This is a genomic window from Aureimonas sp. AU22 (assembly GCF_001463745.1).
Lineage (GTDB): Bacteria > Pseudomonadota > Alphaproteobacteria > Rhizobiales > Rhizobiaceae > Aureimonas.
On sequence record NZ_BBWJ01000025.1, the window covers coordinates 1 to 22922 of the forward strand.

The following is a 22922-nucleotide window of genomic DNA, read 5'->3' on the forward strand; positions in this document are numbered from 1 at the left end:
CCACCGTCTCCTCAAGGCTCGCCGCCTGCTGCTCGGTGCGCTGGGCGAGATCGTTGGAGGCGACGTTGATCTCGGCAAGGCCCGTGCGGATCGTGCCGATCGAGCCGACCACCGCGCCCATCGTGCGCTCCAGCTTCTCCAGCGAGCCGTTGAACTCAGCCCGGATCGGCTCGAACTCGGGCGCCACGGGTTTTGCCATGCGCGCCGTCAGGTCGCCCGCCGCCAGCCGCACGAAGCCGGCCTCGATGTCGGCCACAAACCCCTCGAGCTCGCGCGCCTTGGCCCGATCCGCCTCCGCCTGGGCCTCCCGACGCAAAGCCTCCGCACGGCGCGACGCCTCCGCTTCGGATTCCAGCCTCACCTTCTCGACCGAGGCCTGCTTGAACACGTCCACCGCATGGGCCATCGCGCCGATCTCGTCCGACCTCTTCTGCCCGTCCACCGAGACCGACAGATCGCCGGCCGCCAGCGTGCCCATCGTCGTCGTCAGCTTGCTGATCGACACGCCGAGCCGGCGCGCGAAGAGCATGAAGCCGATGAGGGCCAGCGCCGAAATGGCGAGGGTGCAGGCCAGCATCGTCCAGACCGCGGACCGCGCGGCCTGCACGGTCGACGTCACGTCCGTCGCGATCTCGAGAACGCCGATCTTCTGGCCGGAAAAGTCGGTCAGCACGGTTCCGGTCACCGCGTAGTCGATGCCGCCGAGCGCGGTAACCCGTTCGCGCGTCCCGCCGTCGAAGATCGCCTGTGTTTCCTCGGGGGTCAGCAACGCCCCGCCCGCCAGCGTCGACGCCTGCGTCTTCAGCTGGCCGTCGCTCACGACCTGGACCGTGAGGGCCCCGTCGATCGCCTGCGCGAGATGCTGGAAGTAGGTTTCCGTCAGCATCGTTCCGACGTCGACGACGCCCACGACGCTGCCGTCCCGGCGAACGGGGGCGCTCGCGAACACGCTGACCGCCGTGCGGCCCGGCTCGATCCCGACGGCGAGCTTTCCGTCGCGCAGCGCCGTTTCCACCGTCTTGCGACGACCCTTCATCTGGTCGCCGAACTTGTCGGGCGTATGGATGCGCGCGACGACGGTGGTGGAGGGGTCGACGAAGCTGATGAGCTGCAGCGAGCCGTTTGCGACGATGTCGGGAAGGCTGGGCGCGTATCGGGAGACGATCTGATCGCGCAGGCCGAGTTCGATCAGGCTAGCCGTCTCCGGCTCGCCGGCCAACGCGAGCGCCAGTCCGGACGCGGCGCGTTTCTGCCCTTCGATGTCGGCCAGGATGAAGCCGAGGTCGTTGCGCAACTCCGCCTGCACCGTTTCGTCGCTCATCTGCGTCTGGCGATACCAGGCCAGCCCACCGATGGCGCCGCTGGCGAACAGAACGGCTGCAAAGCCGCAGGCCGTGATCGAGATCCAAAGCGGACGTTTCACGGCGGTTCGGTAAGTCGACATGATATCCCCCCACACCCCGGGGCGGACCTCGACGCCGAAGCCACACGTAACCGCAAGATGCAACGGATGTTACACTTACGATCCGTCTCTAAAGTCACGGTTAACCGCGCCGCGTCTTCGCCTCGAAAACGCTCGAAGAGACGATCTGCCGGGGCGAAGGAGCGCGGACCCGACGATTGCCGGTCCGCTCTCCGGGCTGCCCCGCGAAGTCGTACCCTCCATGGCAGCCAAGCGACGTAACGACCTTCGCCGTCGCTTCCGCTTCCTCCGGCCTTAGGCCGCCTTGAGATTGCCGATCTCGTCGAGGGCCTGGCGGGTGGCGTCTTCGCGCTGCTGGGGACCGATCGCCAACCCTTCCGCAACGACGACCTCCGGCTGCCGGATGCCCAGAAACGCCAGAAGCGAGCGCAGATAGGTCTCGGCATGCTCCATCGAGGCCGCAGGCGACCCCGTGCCGTAGTGGCCGCCGCGCGCGATCGTCAGGATCACCCGCTTGTCGCCCGCCAGGCCTTCGGGACCGTTCGCCGTGTAGCGGAACGTCTTGCCCGCGACCGCGATGCGATCGATCCAGGCCTTCAACTGGCTGGGAATGCCGAAGTTGTAGAAGGCGACGCCGATCACCACCACGTCCGCATCGAGGAACTCCTCGAGAACCCGCCCGCCGAGCGCCAAGTCTTCCTGAAGCGCCTGATCGTGCCGGACCTCGGGGGTCTGCCCGGCCAGATAGCGGCCGGTGAGGTGGGAGATCGGATCGGCGACGAGATCGCGGTAGGTCACCGAAAGACCGGGGATCTCGTTCACCAGGCGATCCACCGTCGCCTTGGACAGCATGCGACTGACCGAGTTCGGACCGAGGATGGAGGTGTCGATATGAAGGAGCTTCACGGGGGGTGCCTTTGTGTGACCGGTATCGATGTGATACCGACGCTCAATAAGGAACCTGCCGCGCACGGCGCAAGGAGGCACATTCTTGGCACCGAAGCACACCGATGTAACCACGACCGATCTGCATGACGCGGATCGATGCCGTCTCGTCAGCGGGGTTCTGGCACGGATCGGCGACAAATGGTCCGTGCTCGTCATCATGCAGTTGCGGCACGGGCCGCGGCGTTTCAACGAGTTGAAGCGGGCCATCGGCAGCATCTCGCAGCGCATGCTGACCCTGACGCTGCGGGGGCTGGAGCGGGACGGGCTCGTGACGCGAAGCGTGACGCCCACCATCCCGCCACGGGTGGATTACGAGCTGACCGAACTCGGCCATTCGCTGCGCACGCCGGTCGAGGCGCTCGGCGAATGGGCCTTCGCGTATCAACGGCAGATCGCAGAGGCGCAGATCCGGTTCGATGGCGGTGACGAGGGCAGCCCTTCCGCACGGGGCGACTGACCGCCTCGCCTCGTCTCCGCGTTGCAGCGGATGGTGGGCGATCTCCGCGGGCCCGACCCGCTAGAGCGGTGCGGCCTCGCTGCGCCGACCTTCACGAGGCAGAACGGGCGGAGGCCGGCGCCATGACGTCTCGGTCGGAGGGCGATCGGTCTATCTCAGCTCCAGGGTTCCCGGCGGCACCAATGGTCCCTTGAAGGCCTGCGCCTGCGTACGCCTGCCCACCTCGCGCCAGCCGTCCTCCTCCCCGGATGGGGCCACGACGGCCGTCGCCGGGGCACGGAAGAATTTGATGGAAGCGAGATACGCAACCAGAAGCAGCGGGAAATAGGGTGGCGTGGCCAAGGCGTTGTCGGAGTTCGACAGGATGAGGAATGCCAGGAACGCGACCGCCAGGAGCGGCCCGGCATTCAGCGTACCGCGCAATGATACCCGAAGGATGGCCAGCGCCATCAGTCCGTAGAATACGAGCATTCCCGGATAGCTCAATTCCAGGGCGATGCGCAGGAAGTCGTTGTGGGCCGCATAGGTGCCCGTCATGATCTTCACGTATTCGGGCGCCGAGAAATACTGGTGACCGAAGCCGATGCCGCTGGGATATTGGCGATTGAGCGATTCGATATAGTCCCACAGGATTTCGCGCCCGTTGTCGCCGCTGTTGAGAAAGCGATTGAGGATGCGTTCCCATGCCGTCGCGAAGATGGCGGCGAAAAGCGTGAAGCCGCCCGCGAGCATGCCGATCTTCGAGGAGAAACGAATGCTTCGTTCCATGAAGACGGAGGCGGCGCAGACCATGAGGGTCAGAACGAGTGCCGCACGTCCGCCGGAGAGGAGGAGGATCATGAAGTTCGCCAGGACCAGCACGGCATAGAACTTGCGGCCCTCCTTGAGGACGACCTGCAGGGCGGCGAAGGTGCTGATCATCGCGACGCCGGACAGGAACGCGGCGGCAAAGAGCGTGCCCCGGAATCTTGCTCCACCGGTCGCGAACTCGACCCGGACCGGTTCCCAGATGCCGAGGGCTCCGTAGACGACCCCCAGAACCGACGATGCGATCGCGAGGTACGAGATGAACCGCAGAAGAACGCTTCGGTCCCTCACCGTCGGGTACATCCCGAGGAAGGCGTAGATGATGACGAACTGGTTGATCGCACCCAGAAGGATCGACCAGCTGAAGCCGGGATAATCGACGAAGATGGTCTGCAGGAATACGAGGCAGAGAACCAGGAACAGAATGAAGATGACCGTGAAGTCGACCTTGCGGGTGAGGAGACACGACATCGCCGCCAACAGGAAGAGCGACTTCTCGATCGGGTTCGCCAGGCCGACACCCAGAACGGTCTGGATGTTGATGATGTAGACCGAGAAGGCCACCATGAACGTCCATCGGAATATCATCTTAGTCAAACCTTCCCTGGACGCGATCCGGCCGAGCCGTCATTCCATTACCTGCCCCGTCCGTCTGCGGCGACCAGGCGGCGGATGCGCCCGCAGGCGCACGGCCTGCTGCCACGAGACTGCGAGCGAGGGCGCCTGATACCAGCGTCCGACCGGGGGATCGGATGCCGGGAATGCGCCGGTGCTTTGCTTGCGGCGAGCTGATGAACGGCAAGGGTCGCAGATGGATCGCAAACGCGGGTTTTTTGAGGAACGCGACGTGGCGCCCGGCGGACGGGCGAGAGCATGCGCCCGTTTCCGGGAAGGCGAAGCGAATGTTTCCTGCCATCCCGGCGTTGGATCGCATGACGGATTCGGCGCCGGCTGCCATCTCGGTCGTGACTCCGCGCTCCGGGTTCGATGACACGTTCGTCCGGCTTCGATCCATGGCCAACACCCTGCTCTAGACCGTGCGCATCGAGGTGTCGAGGAGGGGGCGAACACATCCATAGGCCGCCGTTCCTCGCCCCATCCAGGCGCCGCAGAGACCGGACGGTGCGGTGCCGGCGAAGGCGTCTGCGGTGCCGCGAGCCCGCCGTCGCATGCGCACCGGCGGGATGACGCGTTCGAGGCGGAGCCGGCGGCCCCGCCTCGATGCGATCAGGCGTCGCGCGCGTCGAGGCCGGCCGGTCCCCGCCCATGCGCGCTTGCCGCAGCGCTGCCGTCGGCAAGCTCGCGGGCGGAACGCACGCACGCCTTCAGGCGCTCGACGGCACTGTCCAGGACCGCCGTCTCGCTGAGGATGCCCTGGCGGGTGCCAAGTTCGCGCAACTGCGCCGCGACGCGGGCCCGCAGCCTGCGATCGATGGGCTCGAACAGGCCCCGTCGCTGCAGTCCCTTCAGGGTCGGGAGTAGGATACGACGCCAGACGCCCTGCGCCGCTCGGTTGAGGCGTCGCTTCAGGGGCGATGCGTGCCGGCGTGCCAGGAACCGCTCGAAGATCGAGTCCGTCGAGCGGGGATCCTGCGGATCGTAGGATTCGATCAGCGCCGCGTCGGCCTTGTGGTTCCAGCCGGTCAGCGGCCAGTACCAGTCCCGCACGGCGTGGAGGACGGAGATGTAGCGCAGCTCGGTCGGGCGGTACGCAGCCTTCACCGACATCGCCCAGTCCAGCCACTTGAAGGTGTTGATCTCGCAGGACGAGATCAGCGGCACCCAGGGCACCCGCAGCGTGTCCGAGACGATCGCGCCGTGCATGGCATCGGCGAGCACCATCGAGCACGAATGCATCGTGTCCAGCGTTTCCCGGCATTCGGCGCGCGGATCGAGATAGGTGATGCCGGCTTGCCGACACGCGTCCCCCCAATCGCCGAGGCTGGCGGCGTAGACATGCGGCATGAAACCGACGCCGCTGCGCGTCGGGGGGGCGGTGCGGTAGGCGGCAAGCGATCGCAGGAGGAAGGCGCCGTCGCCGACCACCGCCGTCGGCGGCAGCCCGAGGACGCGCGCCGTTAGCGGCCCCCGGACGCCGAGAACCTTCCAGGTGTCGTCGAGGGGCTGCGGCTGCTCCAGCCCCGTTCCCGTGCCGATGACCAGCTTGATGCCGGAATCGGCCGGCATCTTGATCCCGAGAAGCGTGCCGATCCCGACCAGCGTGTAGCCGTCGTCGGGGTCGGCCAGGAGTTGCGGCTCCACCGACGACCAGAGCCAGGCGTTCAGGTCGTCCCCGAAGTTTCCGCCCGGAGCCTTGTAGTAGAACAGCTTCATGCCTTCGCGCCTTTTCCGAGGTTCTTCCTGGACCAGATGTGACCCACGTTCTTTCGAAGGTAGGCGGGATAGAGGGCCGCCATGAAGCCCGTATAAACGATGATCCCGGTCAGCACGGTCGCGACGAGGAGGCCGAGGTCGCCGATCGAGCGATCCAGCGCGTATCGAACGCCGGCAATGCAGGCATACATCAGGACCGATGCGGCGTAGGCGGGAAAGATCACGGCCGCGAAGTCGGCGAACCGGATCGATATGACGTGCCTGAGAAGCAGGAAGTACACGATCGTGGTGGAGGCGATCGCCCCGCAGTAGACGAAGATGTAATGGCTCGCCGTCATCTGCCAGTCCGGCAGGAGAACGGCCAGCGCCAGCACGCTCTGCAGCACGAGGATGCAGGCGGAGTAGCCGGGAAAGCCGCGCGCACTCAGAAGGCTCCCGTTCAGCGCCTGGCCGGCGAGCACCGCCTGAAGCACGGACGTCGCGATCATGAAGGGCACCGCGTTCTCTCCCTTTTCGCCGAACACCACGGTGCAGAATTCCGGCGCGATGGCGGCCAGGCCCACGAACACCGGCACCGACACGAAGGTGCTGAAGCTCAGGGAATCGAGATACATGCCGACGAGCCGCGGCAGGTCGGAAACGCTTCGCGAGAACGAGGTGAGGGCGACGTCGACCGTGACCGCGGTCAGAAGCTGGCTGGCGATGAAGGTGATGCGTGATCCCATGATGTAGTAGGCGAGCGTCACGGGACCGAACTTGTAGAGCAGCACGAATTCGATGATGCGCGTGGAAGCGAAGTAGAGGACGCGCGACAGGAAGATCTGGAAGCCGAACTGCATGAGCTGGCGGAGGTGGCCGAAGTCGGGCCGGACGAAGAGCCGGATGGGGCTGACGCGCCACACGATCAGGCAGTTCAACGCGCAGAACAGGTTGAACTGGACCACCATGCTCCAGATGCCGTAGCCGGCGATCGCGAGGGCGAGGCCGACGAGGCCGGATACGCCGGTGGCGACCGTCGCTCGTATAGCAAGCGACTTATAGAGGAATTTCCGCCGCATCACGGCCTGCGGAACGTAGCTGATCGAGTTCAGAAGGACGGCCAGGATCAGTGTCGACAAGATGGCGGCAAGTCCGGGCGCCTGCAGCCAATCCTCCAAGAGGGGGGATATGGTGTAGAGAACGACCGCGGTCGCCGATCCGATCACCAGGTTGCACCACAGGGCCGCGACGACGATTTCGTCGGTGAAGCGCGACGACTGGATGACGGCGTCGCCCAGACCGTTTTCCGCGACGATCTCAACAAAGGCTATGACCGCGAGCGCCGCGCTGAACAATCCGATCTGCTCGGGTGGCAGAATTCTCGCCAGGATGAAGAAGACGACTGCCGATCCCAGTCGAACGACCCAGTTCCGAGCCGCCGACCACACGACGTTTGCTTTCAAGCTGCTTGCACCGGCGGCGACCAACTGGCAATCTCCTGAGGCAGCGCATCATGTTGCGGTGCCCTCTGGTTTGCTGTGTCGCACACCGCCCCGAAGGTGTAAACGTTCGCCGATAAGCGTTCTGCGGATCGATGCGACGGTGCGGCTGCCTCGCATTCGATCCAAATCCAAGTAATGGAATGGGTGCGGGCACTATGCGCGAGACGTTTGATGCGGTTCTACTCGTCGATCAGTTCCCGCAGGACCATCACAGCGGTGCTGCCAGCTACAATGCCGCGGTGCTGCGGGCGATCCGCGCGCTCGGCTGGCGCGTCCTGATCCTGGTCGCGGGACGCCGGTTCGACCGGATCGCGTTTCGGATCCCGACCGACGATCCCGGCGTCACCGTCCGCTTCGCGCACGCCCTTCCCCTCGGGGGCGGGCGGTTCGTCGTCCCCTCGGTGCTGCCGGTCGCGCGGTATGCCAAGCGTCGGCTGTCGTCGCGAAGGCCGTCCGGGAACCCGATCGGCAAACGCGTCAAGATCGAGCGCTTCCCCGCAAAGCATGAGATCGACACCGTGCGGCGGATGCTGGGAAGCGTGGAGGCGAAGGTGGTCTTCGTGGACACGATCTTCCGCGCGCCGTACGTGCCGGAGGAGGTGGGCGGCGCACGGACCGTCCTCGTCGGGCACGACGTCTTCCACGAAAGGGTCGCCTCGTTCGAAGCCAACGGTTTCGAGGTGACGCCGCGCGTCGATGCCCGCATGGAAGGGGACCTCGTTTCCCGTTTCGACGCCATCCTGGCGATCTCCGACGCCGACGCCGCCACATACGGCCGGCTCTCCCCGCGCTCGGCGGTCGCGACGCTCTATCCCGCGGTTCCCGCAGGCCCGCTCGAACGGCGGATCGATCCCCGCTCGGGGCGCGTCCTGTATATCGGCTCGTCAGCCCATCACAACGTCGATGGCCTGCGATGGTTCTTGGAGAAGGTCTGGCCGAACGTGCTGGCCGCTCACGCCGGCGCGGTCCTCGACGTCGTGGGATCGATCGGCTCGTTGTTCGAGGGCCATCCGAACGTCGTCTGCTGGGGACGGGTCGACGACCTCGGCTCGCTGACCCACCGTCCCGCGGTGGCCGTCAATCCGGTCCGGATGGGAAGCGGCATCAAGATCAAGATGGTCGACTATTTCCGCGAGGGGCTCGGCTGCGTGACGACGCGCGTCGGCGCCCACGGCTTCCCGGTCGAGGGCGCGCCCTTTCTTCTCGCCGACGATGAGGAAGAGTTCGCCGCCCAGCTCGTCGCATGCCTGAACGCGCCCGATGTCTGCATGGAGCTGTCGCAGAGGACAGAGGCCTACCTCCGCCACTTCTCGCCGGAGGCCGCCGCGCAGGCTGTTCTGCGGTGCGCGGACGGATCGCTCGCCGGCGCCGGCGTCTCGTGACGGAACGCCGGGGGCGGAACGTCCGCTGCCCGCGGCCGACGTCGGCAAGCCGGCGGCGCGCCGCCTAGTCTGTCCTGCGTCGCATGACGGAAGGAACGCATGGCTCCTCTCTTCAAGGGTACGAACGAAGACGACGTCTTCTTCACCCGCAGGGCGAGGGCGGCGCCGATACTCTCTTCTTTGCCGAGATGGGGCCTGCCGATCGCGACTCGATCTGGGACTTCGGCTCCGACGACAGGATCGAACTGTCGGGATCCGTCTTCGCGAACCTCGATGCCGACGACGACGGCATCCTCGATGCCTCGGCTCTTTCCCTTTCGGGCGAGGCGGTCGGAACCGATGCGCAGCTGATCCGCAGCCGGACCACGGGCGGCCTGTCCTATGACGCCGACGGCTCCGATCCCGGCGCCGCGCAGGCGATCGCCTTCATCGGCAAGACGCTCGGCTTCCTCGACCACACCGATATCCTGATCGCCTGATCGATGCTGCATGGGCGAGCCGCCGGTCGCAAGCCGGCGGCTTCGTCGTTCATGCTGGGGTGCAGCAATTTGCCGGGGATCCCCTATCTCCCATCAAGAAGGACGCAATTGTCGGGCGCCGATGGTGCCCCGCAGACCGGAAGCCCGCTTGCCGATGCGCAGACCCCTTTCCCGTTTGATCGACGTTTGCCTCGACCGCATGGAGCCGGCGGATGCGTCGCACTGGCACGAATGGCGCGTGATGTCCGCTGTGCGCCTGACCGACGGCACGCGATGGGACGGCCTCGGCCAACTCTGGCGACGGCGGACGACGGACGGCTGGGAATACCGGGCCGTTCCGGAAAGCGCCGCCGACTGGCTCGAGCGTCAGATCTAGGCGGATGCTGTTCGTCGCGGCTCGCACGACTGCGGCGTCGTGGCGGGACGGCTGTGCATGACGACGACATGCCCGGCGAGGAGCGGGCACGCGATTTCGGTCGACGAGGTCGCGTAACCCGGTGCCGTGACGGCAGCCCTCGCGCCGCCGCCGCCCGCCGGCCAGCCCGCCGAAAACCGAACCCCGGCCGAGTCCGTCGGTCGATCCCGGAAACCCCAGGAGCTCGCGCGACGCCGGGACCGGAGAGCGCGCACGCAGACGTCGGGGGATACGACCTGTCCAACGGCGGTCCGTCGACGTGTCGTCGGGGATGGGCGACCCCGAGGAGAGAACGGTCGCGGTGGTGATCGCGGTCGGACCAGCGAAGGCTCCGACCGCTTACCCGCTCGTCAGAAGCGATATCGCAGCGATCCGATCACGTTGCGGCCTTCGTCGCGGTAGCAGTAGCCGGCCTGGCAGCTGTCGGCGCGCTTGTCGAAGAGGTTCTTGGCGTTGATCTGGGCGCTGACGCCCTCGAGCTTGGGGTTGGCCTTGCCGAAATCGTAGGAGAGCGACGCGTCGACGAGAATGCGGGAGTCGTTGCGGAACGTGTTGGTGTCGTCGCCAAAGCTCTCGCCGAGGTATCGGACGCCCGCCCCGAAGCCGAGGCCCTCGGCCGCCCCGCTCTGCACGGTGTAGTCGCTCCAGATCGAGAACTGGTGCTCCGGGATGCCCGAGGGGGCGTTGCCCTCGTTGTCGCCCGCGGTGATCTCGAGGTCGAGATAGGTGTAGGCGGCGGTGAGATTCAGCCCTGCCATCAGGCTGGTCGTGGCCTCCAGCTCGATGCCCTTCGATTCGACTTCGCCCCGCTGGATCTGGAAGTTCGGATTGTTCGGGTCGCTCGCAAGGACGTTGGTCTGCCGGATGCGGAAGAGCGCGGCGTTGATCGCAAGGTTCACCTCGCTCGGCGCATATTTCACGCCGATCTCCTCCTGTTCGCCTTCCGAGGGGCTGAAGGCGTCGCCCGAGAAGCTGTTGCCGATCACCGGCGAGAACGACGTGGAATAGCTGACATAGGGCGAGATGCCGTTGTCGAAGAGGTAGGCGAGGCCGGCGCGGCCGGAGAACTTGTGGTCGTCCTGCGCGCTGGTCGAGACGCTCAACTGGTTGAACGCCTCCTGCTCCAGCCAGTCGTAGCGCCCGCCGAGCGTCAGCACGAAGCGGTTGTATTCGAGCTGATCCTGCAGATAGACGCCGGTCTGGCTCTGCCGCGTCGTGGTTGCGACGAAGTCGAGCGCGGGCGAGGGGATCGGCTGGGTGCCGTAGTTCAGGGTCACGAGGTCGAGGTCGGGCGCCGTGCCGAGCCCGATCTTGTCGTCGACGTCGACATGGTTGTAGTCGAGCCCGCCGAGCAGCGTGTGGGCGACCGGGCCGGTATCGACGTTCACCTGCACCTGGTTGTCCACGGCGATCGAGTCGAGGTCGTCGACGATCCGGCCGGTGGACCGGCTGGCCGTCAGCCCGTCCGGCGAGAGCGCGCCGATCGAGGTGTATTTCACGTCCGCGTCGATGTGGGCGTAGCGCAGGTTCTGGCGCACCGCGACCGTCTCGTTGAAGCGATGCTCGAACTCGTAGCCGATCCGGCCCTGCTGCTGGTCGAAGTCGCCGAAGGCCGGATCGCCCGATTCGAGCCCGGTGGGGCGGCCGTTCTGGTTGAAATAGGTCGCGTTGCCGCCGGTGGTGATGTCGGCGTATTCGCCGAGGATCGTCAGATGCGTGTTGCGGTCGTCGGACCGGAGCGTCAGCGCCGGCGCGATGAAGGTGCGGTCGTCGGGAACGCTGGCGAGATCGGTCTCTGCGGTCCGGGCGAGGCCGGTGATGCGGTAGAGGACGTTGTCGTTTCCGGCCAGCGGACCGGACGCGTCGAACTGGGCTTGGTAGCGGTCGTTGTTGCCGATCTGCGTCTCGATCTCGCGGAACGGCGCGTCGGTCGGGCGCTTCGACGTCAGGTTGACGATGCCGCCCGGCGAGCCGCCGCCGTAGAGCACCGAGCTCGGCCCTTTCAGGACGCTGACGCCCTGCAGGCCGTAGGGCTCGGTCTTGAAGATCGAGAAGTTGCCGGTGAGTTCGCGCAGGCCGTCGCGGTAGACGCCGTTGTAGACGACGTCGAAGCCCCGGATCGAGAAGCTGTCGAAGCGCGGATCGAAGCCGAACGCGCCGACGCGCACGCCCGGCGTGTAGGTCAGCGCCTCCGACAGGGTCTGGACGTTGCGGTCCTCGAGCTGCTGGCGCGAGACCACCGAGATGGACTGCGGCACCTTGTTGAGCGGCGTATCGGTCTTGGTGCCGACATCCGCCGCCTTGGCGACGTAGCCGTCCGTCTCCAGGCCGCTGCCTTCGCCTTCGCCCGGCGTCGGCGTGCCGGCGCTGCCCTCGACCGTGACGGTGTCGAGCTCGATCACGTCCTGCGCGCGAGCCCCCGTCGCACCGATCGCCGTGAGGCAGGTGCATCCCAGAAGGGCGACGGCGAGAGCGCGCGGGGCGGGGCGGGCAGCGAACATGGCGGGATCCTCGAAAGACGCGACTTGTGACCAGTCGATCGACTGCGTAGGAAAACATGACAAGCATAGTCAATATTTGACTGACGCCCGTTCGATCCGGCATGCGGCGGGTGCGGCGAGAGAAATCGGAAGGAAAAACAGCGCCTTGAGACATTCTTCGGACCACGACGGACGGCGTTGGGCTTTGCCGACACGTGTGCACTGCGGCAGAAAGGTCACAGGCGCGTGAGTCCTTCAGGCAGTTCGACCGACGGTCGTGCGCATTCCCTGTGGCGGACGCGCTCCTTCGACCTCGGAACGTCGGAGGCCGGGCCGTGGCGGGTCTTCGTGCATCGACCGGCCGGAGAGCCGCCGCCCGAGGGATGGCCGCTTCTCGTCATCACCGACGGCAACGCGATGATCGCGACGGCGGTCGACGCGCTCCGTGTCCAGTCGAGCTATCCGATGGGCACCCATGTCGGGCCGGGCGTCATCGCGGCGATCGGCTATCCGACGGACGACGCCTACGATCCGCTGCGTCGATCGTTCGACCTCTCGCCGCCGCCGGGACGCTCCTACCCGCCCTTCTCGGAGGGCGGGCCGGCGGTGCGCACGGGCGGCGCGCAGCGCTTCCTCGACGTCATCGAGGCCGAGGTGCTGCCGTTTCTCGGCGGCCTCGCGCCGATAGATCCCGCGCGCCGCACCCTGTTCGGCCATTCGTTCGGCGGCCTCTTCGCCTTGCACGCCCTGTTTTCGGGCTGCCAGGCGTTCTCGCGCTATGTCGCCGCCAGTCCGACCATCTATTGGGAGGATGGCGGTCTTCTGGAGAGCGAGCGACGCTTCGCCGCGACACCGCGGGACAGGGACGTCGTGATCCATCTCTCAGTGGGCGAATACGAGGGCGAGACCCTTGCGCCCTTCCAGTATGGCCGCGAGGACACCGAGACGCGGCTGTCCGGCGCCCGCACCGCGCGCACGCTCCAACTCACGCGGGAGATGGCCGCACGCCTCTCGGCGCTGCCCCGCACGCGCGTCGCATGCGAGATCTATCCCGGCGAAACCCACATGACGATGCTGCCCATTGCGGTCTCGCGGGCGGTGCGCACGGCGTTCGAGATCGACGCCGTCCGATGACGTCGGCCGAACGCGGGCACGGTCGCGGCGCAGTCAACTCTCGAGGGGAGCGGCGGGCAGGCGTGATCTCGAACTCGTCGGCCCCCTCGAATTCCGGCCCGATCAGAGCGCCGCCGCCGCCGACCACCTCCCACTCGCCGAACCGCCGGACGACGCGGCCGAGGCGGGACAGGGCCGGCGCGGGCACCCACTCGCCGCTCGTGGTCTCCATGGGGTCGGCGGCTTTCGCCTGCGCGCCGGTCGCTCAGGCGTGCTCGATCCGCATGCCCGTCTCGCCGTCGAAGACATGGATATGCTCGAAAGGGGCGAGGATGCGCAGTCGCTCGCCCGCCTTCCACTCGCCGTAGCCCGGCCGGTAAGCCTTCACCGCGACGTCGCCGAAGCGCAGGTGGACGATCGTGCCGACGCCGGTCGGCTCGACGAGTTCCACCGCGCAGTCGATGGCATAAGGTGCCTCCGGTCCGGCGAAGGCGATATGCTCGGGGCGGATGCCGACGGTCACCGCCCGGCCGTCCGTGATCCGCAAGTCGCCGAGCGGGATCGACGCGTCGTCGGCGTCGAGGTGCGGCGATCGGCCTTCGACCCCTGCGCGATAGCGCCCCGAGACGAAGTTCATGGCGGGCGAGCCGATGAAGCCGGCAACGAACCGGTTGGCCGGTCGCTGGTAGAGGTCGAGCGGCGTGCCGATCTGCTGGATACGGCCGGCGTCGAGCGCGACGATCCGGTCGGCGAGGGTCATCGCCTCGATCTGGTCGTGCGTGACGTAGATCGAGGTCGCGCCGAGCCGCTGGTGCAGCTTCTTGATCTCGGCGCGCATCTGCTCGCGCAGCCGGGCATCGAGGTTGGACAGGGGCTCGTCGAACAGGAAGGCCTGCGGCTGGCGCACGATGGCCCGTCCCATGGCGACGCGCTGGCGTTGGCCGCCGGAGAGCGCGCGGGGCTTGCGGTCCACGAGCTTCGCGAGGCCAAGCGTCTCGGCCGCGCCCTTCACGGCCTCGGCGATCCGCTCCCTCGCGGTCTTCCGCAGCTTCAGGCTGTAACTCATGTTCCCGGCGACGCTCATGTGCGGGTAGAGCGCGTAGGACTGGAACACCATGGCGATGTTGCGGTCCTTCGGCTCCATGTCGTTGACGCGCTGCCCGGCGATGAGGATGTCGCCCCCGGTGGCTTCCTCCAGCCCCGCGATCATGCGCAGCAGCGTCGACTTCCCGCAGCCCGACGGGCCCACCAGGACGACGAACTCGCCGCTTCGGATCTGGAGGTCGACCGGCTCCAGCACATGGATCGGGCCGAAGGACTTCTGGACGGCGTGGAGGTCGATCGTGGCCATGTCGTTCGTGCCCTTCAGCCTTTGACCGCGCCGGCCGTCAGGCCCTGCACGAGGAAGCGCTGGATGAGGAGGAAGAAGAGAAGCGCGGGGATGAGCGCCAGCACGCCGGCCGCCATCATCTGCCCGAAGTTGACGCCGAACTTCGAGACAAAGGACAGGAGCCCGACCGGAAAGGTGCTGGCATCCGTCTTGGAGATCAGCATCAGCGCGAAGAGAAGCTCGCTCCAGGCGGCGGTGAAGACGAAGCCGAGCGTCGCGGCCATGCCCGGCAGCGTCAGCGGCACGATGATCTCGCGGAACGCCTGGAAGCGGCTGGCGCCGTCGATCATCGCCGCCTCGTCGAGATCCTTCGGGATCGCGTCGAAGAAGGACTGCATGAGAAACACGGCGAAGGGCACGTTGAACGCCGAATAGACGATCACGAGGCCGGTGAGGCTGTTCGTGAGGCCGAGCGGCGCCAGCATGCGGAACATCGGCGCGATCAGCATGACGAGCGGGAACATCTGCGTCACCAGCATCAGGGCGACCAGCCAGAACTTGCCGCGGAAGCGGAAGCGCGACATCGCGTAGCCGGCGCCCGCTGCGATCAGCGTGACGATCACGGCGGTCGAGAGCGAGACGATCAGCGAGTTGCGGAAGAACAGCGGAAAGTCGCTGTTCTCGAGCACGAACGCGAAATGCTCGAAGCTCGTGCGTGACGGCCACAGCCGGACGCCCTCGCTGTAGAGGAGGGCGTTGGGCGTCACCGACACCTTGAGCAGCCAGAAGAGCGGAAACAGCGCGACCACGATGTAGAGGAGGATCGCGGTGCGGTGGGCGATGGTGCCGACGAGGCGCCGGCGGGCAACGGCGGCCATGGATCAGGACCTGTTCAGGAGGGTCTGGCGCAGCATCACGAGCAGCAGCGAATAGATCATCAGGAGCACGAGCAGCACCATGGCGATGGCCGAGGCGTAGCCGAAGTCGAGGCGCCGGAAGGCGGTGGTGAAGATGTAGCTCGCGACGATCTGCGTCCGGTCGGCCGGGCCGCCGTTGGTCATCACCACGATGAGGTCGGCAAAGTTGGCGATCCAGACGGTGCGCAGGAGGATGGTGATCGCGATCGTCGGCGCCAGAAGGGGGAGGGTGATCGAGCGGAAGCGCTCGAACGCTCCGGCGCCGTCGATGGCGGCCGCCTCGTAGATGTCGCGCGGGATCGACTGGAGCGCGGCCAGAAGCGTGATCGCGAAGAACGGGATGCCCCACCAGACGTTGGCGACGATCGGCCCCCACATCGCAAGGTCCGGGTCGGCCAGGATGTTGGAGGGCGTGTCCATGATCCCCAGCGCCGTGAGCCAATGCGGGATCGGGCCGACCACCGGATTGAACAGCCAGGCCCAGTCGAGGCCGGAGAGGAAGCTCGGCACCGCCCAGGGCAGGAAGACCAGCGCCTGCGCGAGGCCTCGTCCGGTGAAGGGACGGTTGAGGAGGAGCGCGAGGATGAGGCCGAAGGTGAACTGGAGCGCCACCGAGGTCGCGGTCCAGAAGACGGTGTTGCCGAGCGCCAGGCGGAAGTCGCTGTCGCCCGACAGCTTCACGAACTGGTCGAACCCGACGAAGCCGCCGCTGAACGGGTTCATCAGCCGGATGTCGCGGAAGGCGTAGGACATGCCGACGACGAGCGGCACGAGCATGATCGCGAGGATCAGGATCACCGCCGGCGCCGCGTAGAGGTAGGGCTCGAGGCGCGCGGTCCAGCTTCGGCGCGGGGCCTGGGCTCCGGGCGGGAAGCCGGTTTGGCCGATCACGGTCATGAGCGCTTCGCCGATGGTGGGAGGAGGGGGGAAGGGCGGCTCACGGCCGCCCTCCGGGGTTCGGCAAAGGGGTCAGTTGCCCATCTGCTTCTTCTTGGCGGCGGTCAGGTAGTCCGCCCACTGTTTGGCAAGCTCCTCCGGCGAGATCGAGCCGAGAAGCGCTTCCTGGCTGGTCTTGATGACGAGCGAATCCTTGAAGAAGGCGAATTCCTCGAGGTCGGTCGGCATCACGGTCGGCACGACGTTCGCGTCCGACAGTTCCTCGAACCAGCCCTTGAACTTGTCCTGCGCGTAGAACGGGTCCTGTTCGGCCGACTTGTGGACGGGCAGGGCGCCGGTGCGCTTGTTCCAGGCGAGATTCCCTTCGGGACCTTCGAGCGCCGCGATCAGCTTCCAGGCGAGGTCCTTGTTCTCGCTGGCGGCGAACATCGACCAGCCGGCATAGCCGATCGTCGGGAAGGCCTTGCCGGCCTCGCCCTTGGGCATCGGCGCGACGCCGTACTGTTCGGGCTTCAGATGCTCGTCGATCGCGATCAGCGCGTCCGGGTCCTGGTCGAGCATCGCGCAGGTGCCGGAATAGAAGCCCGCCACGATCTCGTTGAAGCCCCAGTTGATGGAGTCCTTGGGCGCATGACCGTTCTTGTAGAGGTCGACCACGTAGGTCAGGCCCTTCACCCAGCCGGGCTCGGAAAAGGTCGAGGTGCCATCCTCCTTGAAGAAGGTGTTGTCGCCGTTCGCCGTCGCGCCGAACATGACCCAGCCGTTGAGGCCACCCGGGCCCCCGCGCAGGCAATAGGCGGATTTGCCGGCGGCCTTGATCTTCTCGGCCGCGGCGGTGAACTCCGCCAGGGTTTTCGGCGGCGCCTCGACGCCGGCCGCCTTGAAGACGTCCTTGTTGTAGAGCATCGCCCTGAGATAGAAGCCGTAGGGCAGCATGTAGGCGGTGTTGTCGACGGCGCGGCCGAACTGAAGCGCGCGGTCGTTGAGGCCCGCGGTGTACTGCCAGTCCTTCAGGTAGGGCTCGAGATTCTCCAGCGCGCCGTTCTTGGCGTAGAGCGCCAGCCAAGTGTCGGGCATCTCCACGACGTCGGGCGTCTCGCCGGCCGAGACGGTGGTCGCGAACTGCTCAAAGGCCTGGCCCCAGGGCAGCGAGGTGATCTCCACGGTGACGCCGGGGTTCTCGGCCTCGAAGCCCTTGACGATCTCGCGCAGCGTCGCGGTGCGCTCCGGGCTGGTGATCACCTCGGTCAGCTTGAGCGTCTGGGCAAGGCTCGGGCCGGCGCCGAGCCCGGCCAGAATGGTGGCGGTGAGAAGCGTCCTGATCATGCCATTCCTCCTTTTTTGGTCGTCTTGAAAGCTCAGAGCGTCGCGGCCGCGATGGCCGCTTCGAGGTCACGCCAGAGAAGATCCACCCCCTCCAGGCCGATATGCAGGCGCACGGAGCGCGGATGGATGCCGAAGGCGACGGCGGAGTTCGGCTGCGCCGCCTGCGCCCGCACGATGGCGCCGGGCACCACGAGGCTCTCGTGGCCGCCCCAGCTGACCCCGAGCGAGAAGGTCGAGAGCGCGTCGGTGAAGCGCACCACGTCGACGCCTTCGCGGAACACGAAGGAGAACAGGCCCGACGTGCCGCGCAGCCCCAGCGGCAGGGCGTTGGCAAGGCCGGGATGCGAAACGCCCTCCACCGCCTCGTGGGCCTTCAGCCGCTGCGCGATCGTCAGCGCCGAAGCCTCGTGCGCCTTCATGCGGATCGGAAGCGTGCGCAGGCCGCGGATCAGGAGCCAGCCCTCGAAGGGCGACAGCTTGCCGCCGAGATAGGGATGGGTCTCGCCCCGGATGCGCGCGACGAGGCTCGACGGACCCGCGACGACGCCCGCCACCACGTCGCTGTGGCCGCCGAGATATTTCGAGGCGGAATGCAGGACGAGGTCGACGCCGAGCGCGATCGGGTTCTGGAAGACCGGCGAGGCCCAGGAATTGTCGATCACGGTCATCACGCCGGCCTCGCGGGCGAGCGCCGCCAGCGCGCCGACGTCGTGCGCCTCCATCGCCCAGCTCGTCGGGCTTTCCATGTAGAAGAGCCGCGCGCCGGGCAGGGCCGCCTTCACGGCCGCCTCATCGAGCCCGTCGACATAGTCCACCCGGATGCCCATGCGCTTGGCGAAGGTCTCGAACAGGCGGTAGGCGTCGGGGTAGACGTTGCGGACCGCGAGGATGCGCTCGCCGGGCGACACGAAGGTGAGGACCGTGGAGGAGATCGCCGCCATGCCGCTGGCAAACGACAGCGCGTCCTCGGTGCCCTCCAGCGCGGCCACCTTCTCCTCGAAGATGCGCGTGGTCGGGTTCAGCCCGCGCGAATAGGCCGGACGCTGCTTGAGACCGCGATAGACCGCCTCCATCTCGGCATAGGACTCGAAGGTAAAGAGCGAGGTCTGCACGATGGGCGGCACCACCGCCGCATAGGCGTTGGGCGCGTCGTGGGCCACGATGCCGGCCGCATGCTCCAACCAGTCCATCCCGTCGATCATTGGGACATGTCCTTGATGTCTTCCTCGACGATGGCGAGGATCTGCAACGTCTTCTCCCGCGCGCCGGCCGGATCGCCGGCCCGGATCGCGTCGAACAGCTCGCGGTGGAACGGAAAGGACCGGCGCGCGAAGTCCGGGCGGTCGAAGGGCTTCTCGAAGAAGAGCTCGAAGGCCTCCCGCATCTGCGCCAGCAACTGGCCGAACAGCGGGTTGCGCGTGGCATCGTAGATCGAGAGGTGGAAGGCGAGGTCCTCGCGCCCCGCCGTGCCCTTCTCCAGGTGCACGCGTTCCATCTCCTCCAACGTCGCGCGCATGGTCTCGATATCGGCCGCCTCGGCCCTGACGGCCGCGAGCATGCTGGCCTCGACCTCCAGTCCGCGCCGAACGTCGAGCGTGCGCAGGAGGCCATCGCGCATCGGGCCGGGATCGAAGGACAGGGGCATGTGCACGGTCGCCGCCGAAATGCTCCGGCGCAGGAACGAGCCGCTGCCGCGCCGCGTCTCGACGACGCCCAGCGCCTGGAAGTGACGCATCACCTCGCGCACCGTCGAGCGGCCGATGCCGAGCGCCCCCATCAGTTCGTGTTCCGTCGGCAGGCGCTCCGACGGCTTGAGACCGGCTTGCGCGATGTAGTCCGCGACGATGTCGATCGCGGCCCGCGTCCGGTTGGCGGGAGGGAGGCGGGCCAGCCCGTCGGTCACGCTCGTCTCGCCTCCGCTTTTCCCGAACGATGTTGTCTGACAGCAGACATCATCACTTCAGTGCGGTCAACCGTCCAGCGAATCCAGACGGATACCCGCAAGCGTGAAAGGGGCGACCTGGTCCGGGCCGTCCCGTCAGCAGACCCACCGGGTCAGGCTTGCGACGTCGGGCACCTCAGAACGCGTAGCGCACGCCGCAATAGGGCATCGTCTCGCCCATCCAGCCGAGCAGCTGGTCGAGCCACTGGCGCTTCCAGCCATGCCGGTAGCGGACGTTCGCCATGCCGTTCTCGCTGCGCTTTTCCTCCTGGATGTCGGGCCGCCAGAGAAAGGTCTCGGCCTTCGGGTGCCAGGACATGTTGAGGTCGTGCAGCCCCTCGTTGTGCGTCAGCATGATGACCTCGCACTTCAGCTGCGCCTTGGCCGCGGGCGTCAGCGCGTCGTCGATCTCTGCGAAGAGGCGCCGCCATTCCGCCTGCCAGCCCTCGTGGACGACCACGGGCGAGAAATTGGCGTGGACCTCGTAGCCCGCTTCCACGAAATCGTTGATCGCGCGAATGCGCTCGTCCATCGGCGACGTGCGCACATCGACCAGTTTGGCCATCTCCGCCGGCATCAGCGAGAAGCGCACGCGCGTCCGGCCCTGCGGATCGTAGCGGAGAAGGTCGCGGTTCACGAACTTCGTGGCGAACGACCCTTTCGCATGCGGAAGGTCGCGGAAGGCGGCCACGAGGTCGCGCACGTTGTCCGACACCAGCGCGTCGACCGACAGATCGCCGTTCTCGCCGAGGTCGTAGACCCAGGCGCGGGGGTCGACCTGGTTCGGCGCCGCCTTGGGTCCGGTCGCCGCCGCGTGCTTGCGGATCGCCGCGATCACCTGCCCGACGTTGACGAACACGCTGATCGGGTTCGCGTAGCCCTTGCGGCGGGGGACGTAGCAGTAGGAGCAGGCCATGGCACAGCCGTTCGACGACGAGGGCGCGATGAAGTCGGCGCTCCGCCCGTTCGGGCGCATCTGCAGGCCCTTCTTCACTCCGAGCACCAGAACGTCCCGCTTCAAGCGCAACCAGTCCTCGGCCGACGCGCTGTCGCCGTAGAGCTGGGGAATCCGCGTGTGGCTTTGGACCTCGACGCGCTCCGCGTCCGCAAACCGCGCGAGGATCTCGCGGCCACGCTCGAAGCCGAGCACGGCCGGCTCGAAATAGATCCGCTTCGGGGCGAGGAGCTGGGAAGGGCTTGGCATGCCTGCCATATGGGGCCGTCGCCCCGTCATGCCTATGCGTTCACCGATCGGCCCGCCCGCTGGCTTCCTGCCAGGCGCCGCCGTCCGGTTGCGCGGGATGGGTTCCGGTCAGGCCGGTCGCGCCATCGGCCTCGCGCGGGCAAGACTGGCGCGCCCGCCGGTGGTCTGCGTGAACAGCTCGAGCGTCGCGTCGCCGTCCTCGCCGACCGGCGTGAGCGCTTGATCCATGTAGTTCGCAGCCTCCTTCGAGCGGGTGATCGCCACCGCGGCCACCACCAGCTGGACGATCGCCTTGGCCAGCGAGGCATGCTTGCGTGCGGTCTCCCAGGCGAACCGCGGCCAGAAGACAAACGCGCTTTCCCGGGCCATCTCGGGCCGCCGTTCCGAGGGATGCTTCAGCCGCAGGACCCCGCCCTGGAGGGGGTGGACGTTCTCGAGGCGCACGGTGGTGGCGAACGAGACGAGGATCTTCACGAGGCTGCCGACCGGAACGCCGGTCGCGACGGCGCGGCGCAGAAGCGTCCTTATATGAGCCGGCGTATAGTAGAGAGCCCAGGCCTCGCGATAGATGGCTTCCCATTCCCCCTTCGTCATCTTCGGATGGGCCGTGCAGACATGCTCGACGTCGTAGATGTTGAGGTCGGGATCCATCGCGACGCCTTCGCGCCAGAGCGTCTGGTGGTCCTCGGAGCCGGGCAGCGGGGTCAGGCAGAAGAACTCGATGACGTCGAGCGGCAGTTCGCGCTGGATGATCGCGATGTCGCGACGGATGCTTTCCGGCGTGTCGGCGGGAAAGCCGAGAATGTAGCCGGCCAGCGTGATGATGCCCTGCGCCTTCCAGTCGAGCAACATCCGCCGATACTCGGTGATCTTGTTCTGCCGCTTCTTGGCGTTGATGAGGTTGTCCGGGTTGACGTTCTCGAGCCCGATGAAGACGCGTGTCACGCCGGCCCGCTTCGACTTCTCCACGAAGTGCGGGATCTTGTGGCAGAGCGTGTCGACCTGGATCATCAGCCCGATCGGGATCTTCTCCACTTCGCGCAGGTGGATCAGCCGATCGAGGATCGCCTCCCACTGGCGGTTGCGCGCGAAATTGTCGTCTGTGATGAAGAACTTCGAGATCCCCTGCGCCCAGTTCGTGCGCACGAGCCGCTCCACGTCGTCGGCCGAGCGGAAGCGCGACTTGCGGCCCTGGACGTTGATGATCGTGCAGAACGAGCACTGGTAGGGGCAGCCGCGCCCGGCATCGAAGCTCGAACTGAGGCCGAGCGTATGCTCAACATAGCGCTTGGGCAGAAACGGCGTCGGAGCCTCTTCGAGGCCCGGCAGGTCCTTCATGAAATCGTAGAGGGGCGCGAGCTGCCCGGACGCCGCATCCCGGATCACCCCGTCCAGCCGACCCTCGGCTTCCCCGGCGAAGATCGAGATGCCCATCTCGCGGCAGGCGCCAAGCCCGACCGCGTCGCCGTCCAGCATGGCAAGGCAGCCCGATACGTGGAAGCCGCCCATCGCCACCGGAACGCCTGCCTCGCGAAAGGGGCGCGCGATGTCGAGCGCCCTTGGATACTGGTTGGATTGAACACCCACCAGCGCGACCATGCCGAAGCCGCCTTGCTCGCGCAGCTGAGCGAGAAGCGCGGGGGTATCGATCCGCGTGTTGGTCTCGTCGATCACCACGATGTCGATGGCGATGCCCGGACCCAGCACCTCCCGGTCGGCGCAATCGGCGGCGATGCCGTAGAGGGCCGCCAGCGAGTTCGAGGGTATCATCCCGCGCCACCAGCGGATCACGTAGCCGTCGTCGTCGTAATGCGAGGGCTTGATGAGGATGAGTTGGAAGCGCGGCTGAGGGGAACTGCGTGTGACCGACAAGGTGAGTTCCTTGGGTTGGACCGAGCGAACCGTGGTCGGGCGGGTCGGCCATGACCTTAGGAACACTTCCCGCCCGAAACGTGGCGGGCGGGACCGAAGGCTCCGGGCCGCCGTG

Annotated in this window: 19 protein-coding genes; 5 read left to right on the forward strand and 14 right to left on the reverse strand. The window is 66.9% G+C overall.

The annotated features are described in order from the left end of the window. A partial coding sequence (locus AUL34_RS08805) for a methyl-accepting chemotaxis protein (RefSeq protein ID WP_156420847.1) occupies positions 1-1444 on the reverse strand: 1444 nt, incomplete at its 3' end. A gap of 273 nt (positions 1445-1717) precedes the next feature. Beyond that, on the reverse strand, positions 1718-2329 hold the full coding sequence (locus AUL34_RS08810; protein ID WP_061933313.1) for an FMN-dependent NADH-azoreductase: 612 nt from the start codon (positions 2327-2329) through the stop codon (positions 1718-1720). Positions 2330-2414: 85 nt separating this feature from the next. On the opposite strand from AUL34_RS08810, the gene AUL34_RS08815 reads away from it, so the two are divergent. Next, on the forward strand, positions 2415-2828 hold the full coding sequence (locus AUL34_RS08815; protein WP_061933315.1) for a helix-turn-helix domain-containing protein: 414 nt from the start codon (positions 2415-2417) through the stop codon (positions 2826-2828). A gap of 150 nt (positions 2829-2978) precedes the next feature. Here the strand turns inward: AUL34_RS08815 and AUL34_RS08820 are convergent, their stop codons facing one another. The 3 genes from AUL34_RS08820 to AUL34_RS08830 all read right to left on the reverse strand — a co-directional run bounded on the left by AUL34_RS08820 (position 2979) and on the right by AUL34_RS08830 (position 7411). Next, on the reverse strand, positions 2979-4223 hold the full coding sequence (locus AUL34_RS08820; protein ID WP_082653254.1) for an O-antigen ligase: 1245 nt from the start codon (positions 4221-4223) through the stop codon (positions 2979-2981). Between the two features lie 639 nt (positions 4224-4862). Further along, positions 4863-5969, reverse strand: a complete 1107-nt coding sequence (locus AUL34_RS21865; RefSeq protein ID WP_061933319.1) for a polysaccharide pyruvyl transferase family protein — start codon at positions 5967-5969, stop codon at positions 4863-4865. Continuing rightward, positions 5966-7411, reverse strand: coding sequence for an oligosaccharide flippase family protein (locus tag AUL34_RS08830; RefSeq protein WP_192845721.1), 1446 nt, complete (start codon positions 7409-7411; stop codon positions 5966-5968). The genes AUL34_RS21865 and AUL34_RS08830 overlap by 4 nt, the downstream gene beginning before the upstream one ends. 194 nt (positions 7412-7605) lie before the next feature. Between AUL34_RS08830 and AUL34_RS08835 the strand changes: the two genes are divergently transcribed. The 3 genes from AUL34_RS08835 (at position 7606) to AUL34_RS08845 (ending at position 9687) form a co-directional block, all read left to right on the forward strand. Then, positions 7606-8832, forward strand: coding sequence for a glycosyltransferase family 4 protein (locus tag AUL34_RS08835; protein WP_061933322.1), 1227 nt, complete (start codon positions 7606-7608; stop codon positions 8830-8832). 83 nt (positions 8833-8915) lie between these two features. Further along, complete coding sequence (locus AUL34_RS08840) at positions 8916-9311, forward strand: hypothetical protein (RefSeq protein ID WP_156420848.1); 396 nt, start codon at positions 8916-8918, stop codon at positions 9309-9311. 154 nt (positions 9312-9465) lie between these two features. Then, entirely contained in the window at positions 9466-9687 is a 222-nt protein-coding gene (locus tag AUL34_RS08845; RefSeq protein WP_156420849.1) for a hypothetical protein, read from the forward strand. Positions 9688-10076: 389 nt separating this feature from the next. On the opposite strand, the gene AUL34_RS08850 is transcribed toward AUL34_RS08845, so the two are convergent. Beyond that, positions 10077-12227 carry a TonB-dependent siderophore receptor gene (locus AUL34_RS08850; protein ID WP_061933327.1) on the reverse strand — a complete coding sequence of 717 codons (2151 nt, stop codon included), beginning with the start codon at positions 12225-12227 and terminating at the stop codon, positions 10077-10079. 225 nt (positions 12228-12452) lie between these two features. On the opposite strand from AUL34_RS08850, the gene AUL34_RS08855 reads away from it, so the two are divergent. After that, positions 12453-13340, forward strand: a complete 888-nt coding sequence (locus AUL34_RS08855) for an alpha/beta hydrolase (protein WP_061933328.1) — start codon at positions 12453-12455, stop codon at positions 13338-13340. A gap of 244 nt (positions 13341-13584) precedes the next feature. Here AUL34_RS08855 and AUL34_RS08860 read toward each other — a convergent pair whose 3' ends face one another. The 8 genes from AUL34_RS08860 to AUL34_RS08895 all read right to left on the reverse strand — a co-directional run bounded on the left by AUL34_RS08860 (position 13585) and on the right by AUL34_RS08895 (position 22807). Continuing rightward, positions 13585-14670: an ABC transporter ATP-binding protein gene (locus tag AUL34_RS08860; RefSeq protein WP_061933330.1), complete on the reverse strand. Its 1086-nt coding sequence runs from the start codon at positions 14668-14670 to the stop codon at positions 13585-13587. 14 nt (positions 14671-14684) lie between these two features. Next, entirely contained in the window at positions 14685-15527 is an 843-nt protein-coding gene (locus AUL34_RS08865; RefSeq protein WP_061933332.1) for a carbohydrate ABC transporter permease, read from the reverse strand. Positions 15528-15530: 3 nt separating this feature from the next. Then, on the reverse strand, positions 15531-16463 hold the full coding sequence (locus tag AUL34_RS08870; protein WP_061933334.1) for a carbohydrate ABC transporter permease: 933 nt from the start codon (positions 16461-16463) through the stop codon (positions 15531-15533). A gap of 72 nt (positions 16464-16535) precedes the next feature. Continuing rightward, the gene (locus AUL34_RS08875; RefSeq protein ID WP_061933396.1) at positions 16536-17786 is read right to left on the reverse strand and encodes a sugar ABC transporter substrate-binding protein; all 1251 of its coding nucleotides are present in this window, start codon (positions 17784-17786) and stop codon (positions 16536-16538) included. Between the two features lie 35 nt (positions 17787-17821). Next, positions 17822-18991: a PLP-dependent transferase gene (locus AUL34_RS08880; protein WP_061933335.1), complete on the reverse strand. Its 1170-nt coding sequence runs from the start codon at positions 18989-18991 to the stop codon at positions 17822-17824. Continuing rightward, on the reverse strand, positions 18988-19680 hold the full coding sequence (locus AUL34_RS08885; RefSeq protein ID WP_061933397.1) for a FadR/GntR family transcriptional regulator: 693 nt from the start codon (positions 19678-19680) through the stop codon (positions 18988-18990). Before AUL34_RS08885 ends, AUL34_RS08880 begins: the two co-directional genes overlap by 4 nt. A 187-nt stretch (positions 19681-19867) precedes the next feature. Continuing rightward, positions 19868-20935, reverse strand: a complete 1068-nt coding sequence (locus tag AUL34_RS08890; protein WP_061933398.1) for a spore photoproduct lyase family protein — start codon at positions 20933-20935, stop codon at positions 19868-19870. 108 nt (positions 20936-21043) lie between these two features. Beyond that, the gene (locus tag AUL34_RS08895) at positions 21044-22807 is read right to left on the reverse strand and encodes a radical SAM protein (RefSeq protein WP_061933337.1); all 1764 of its coding nucleotides are present in this window, start codon (positions 22805-22807) and stop codon (positions 21044-21046) included. Positions 22808-22922 lie beyond the last annotated feature (115 nt).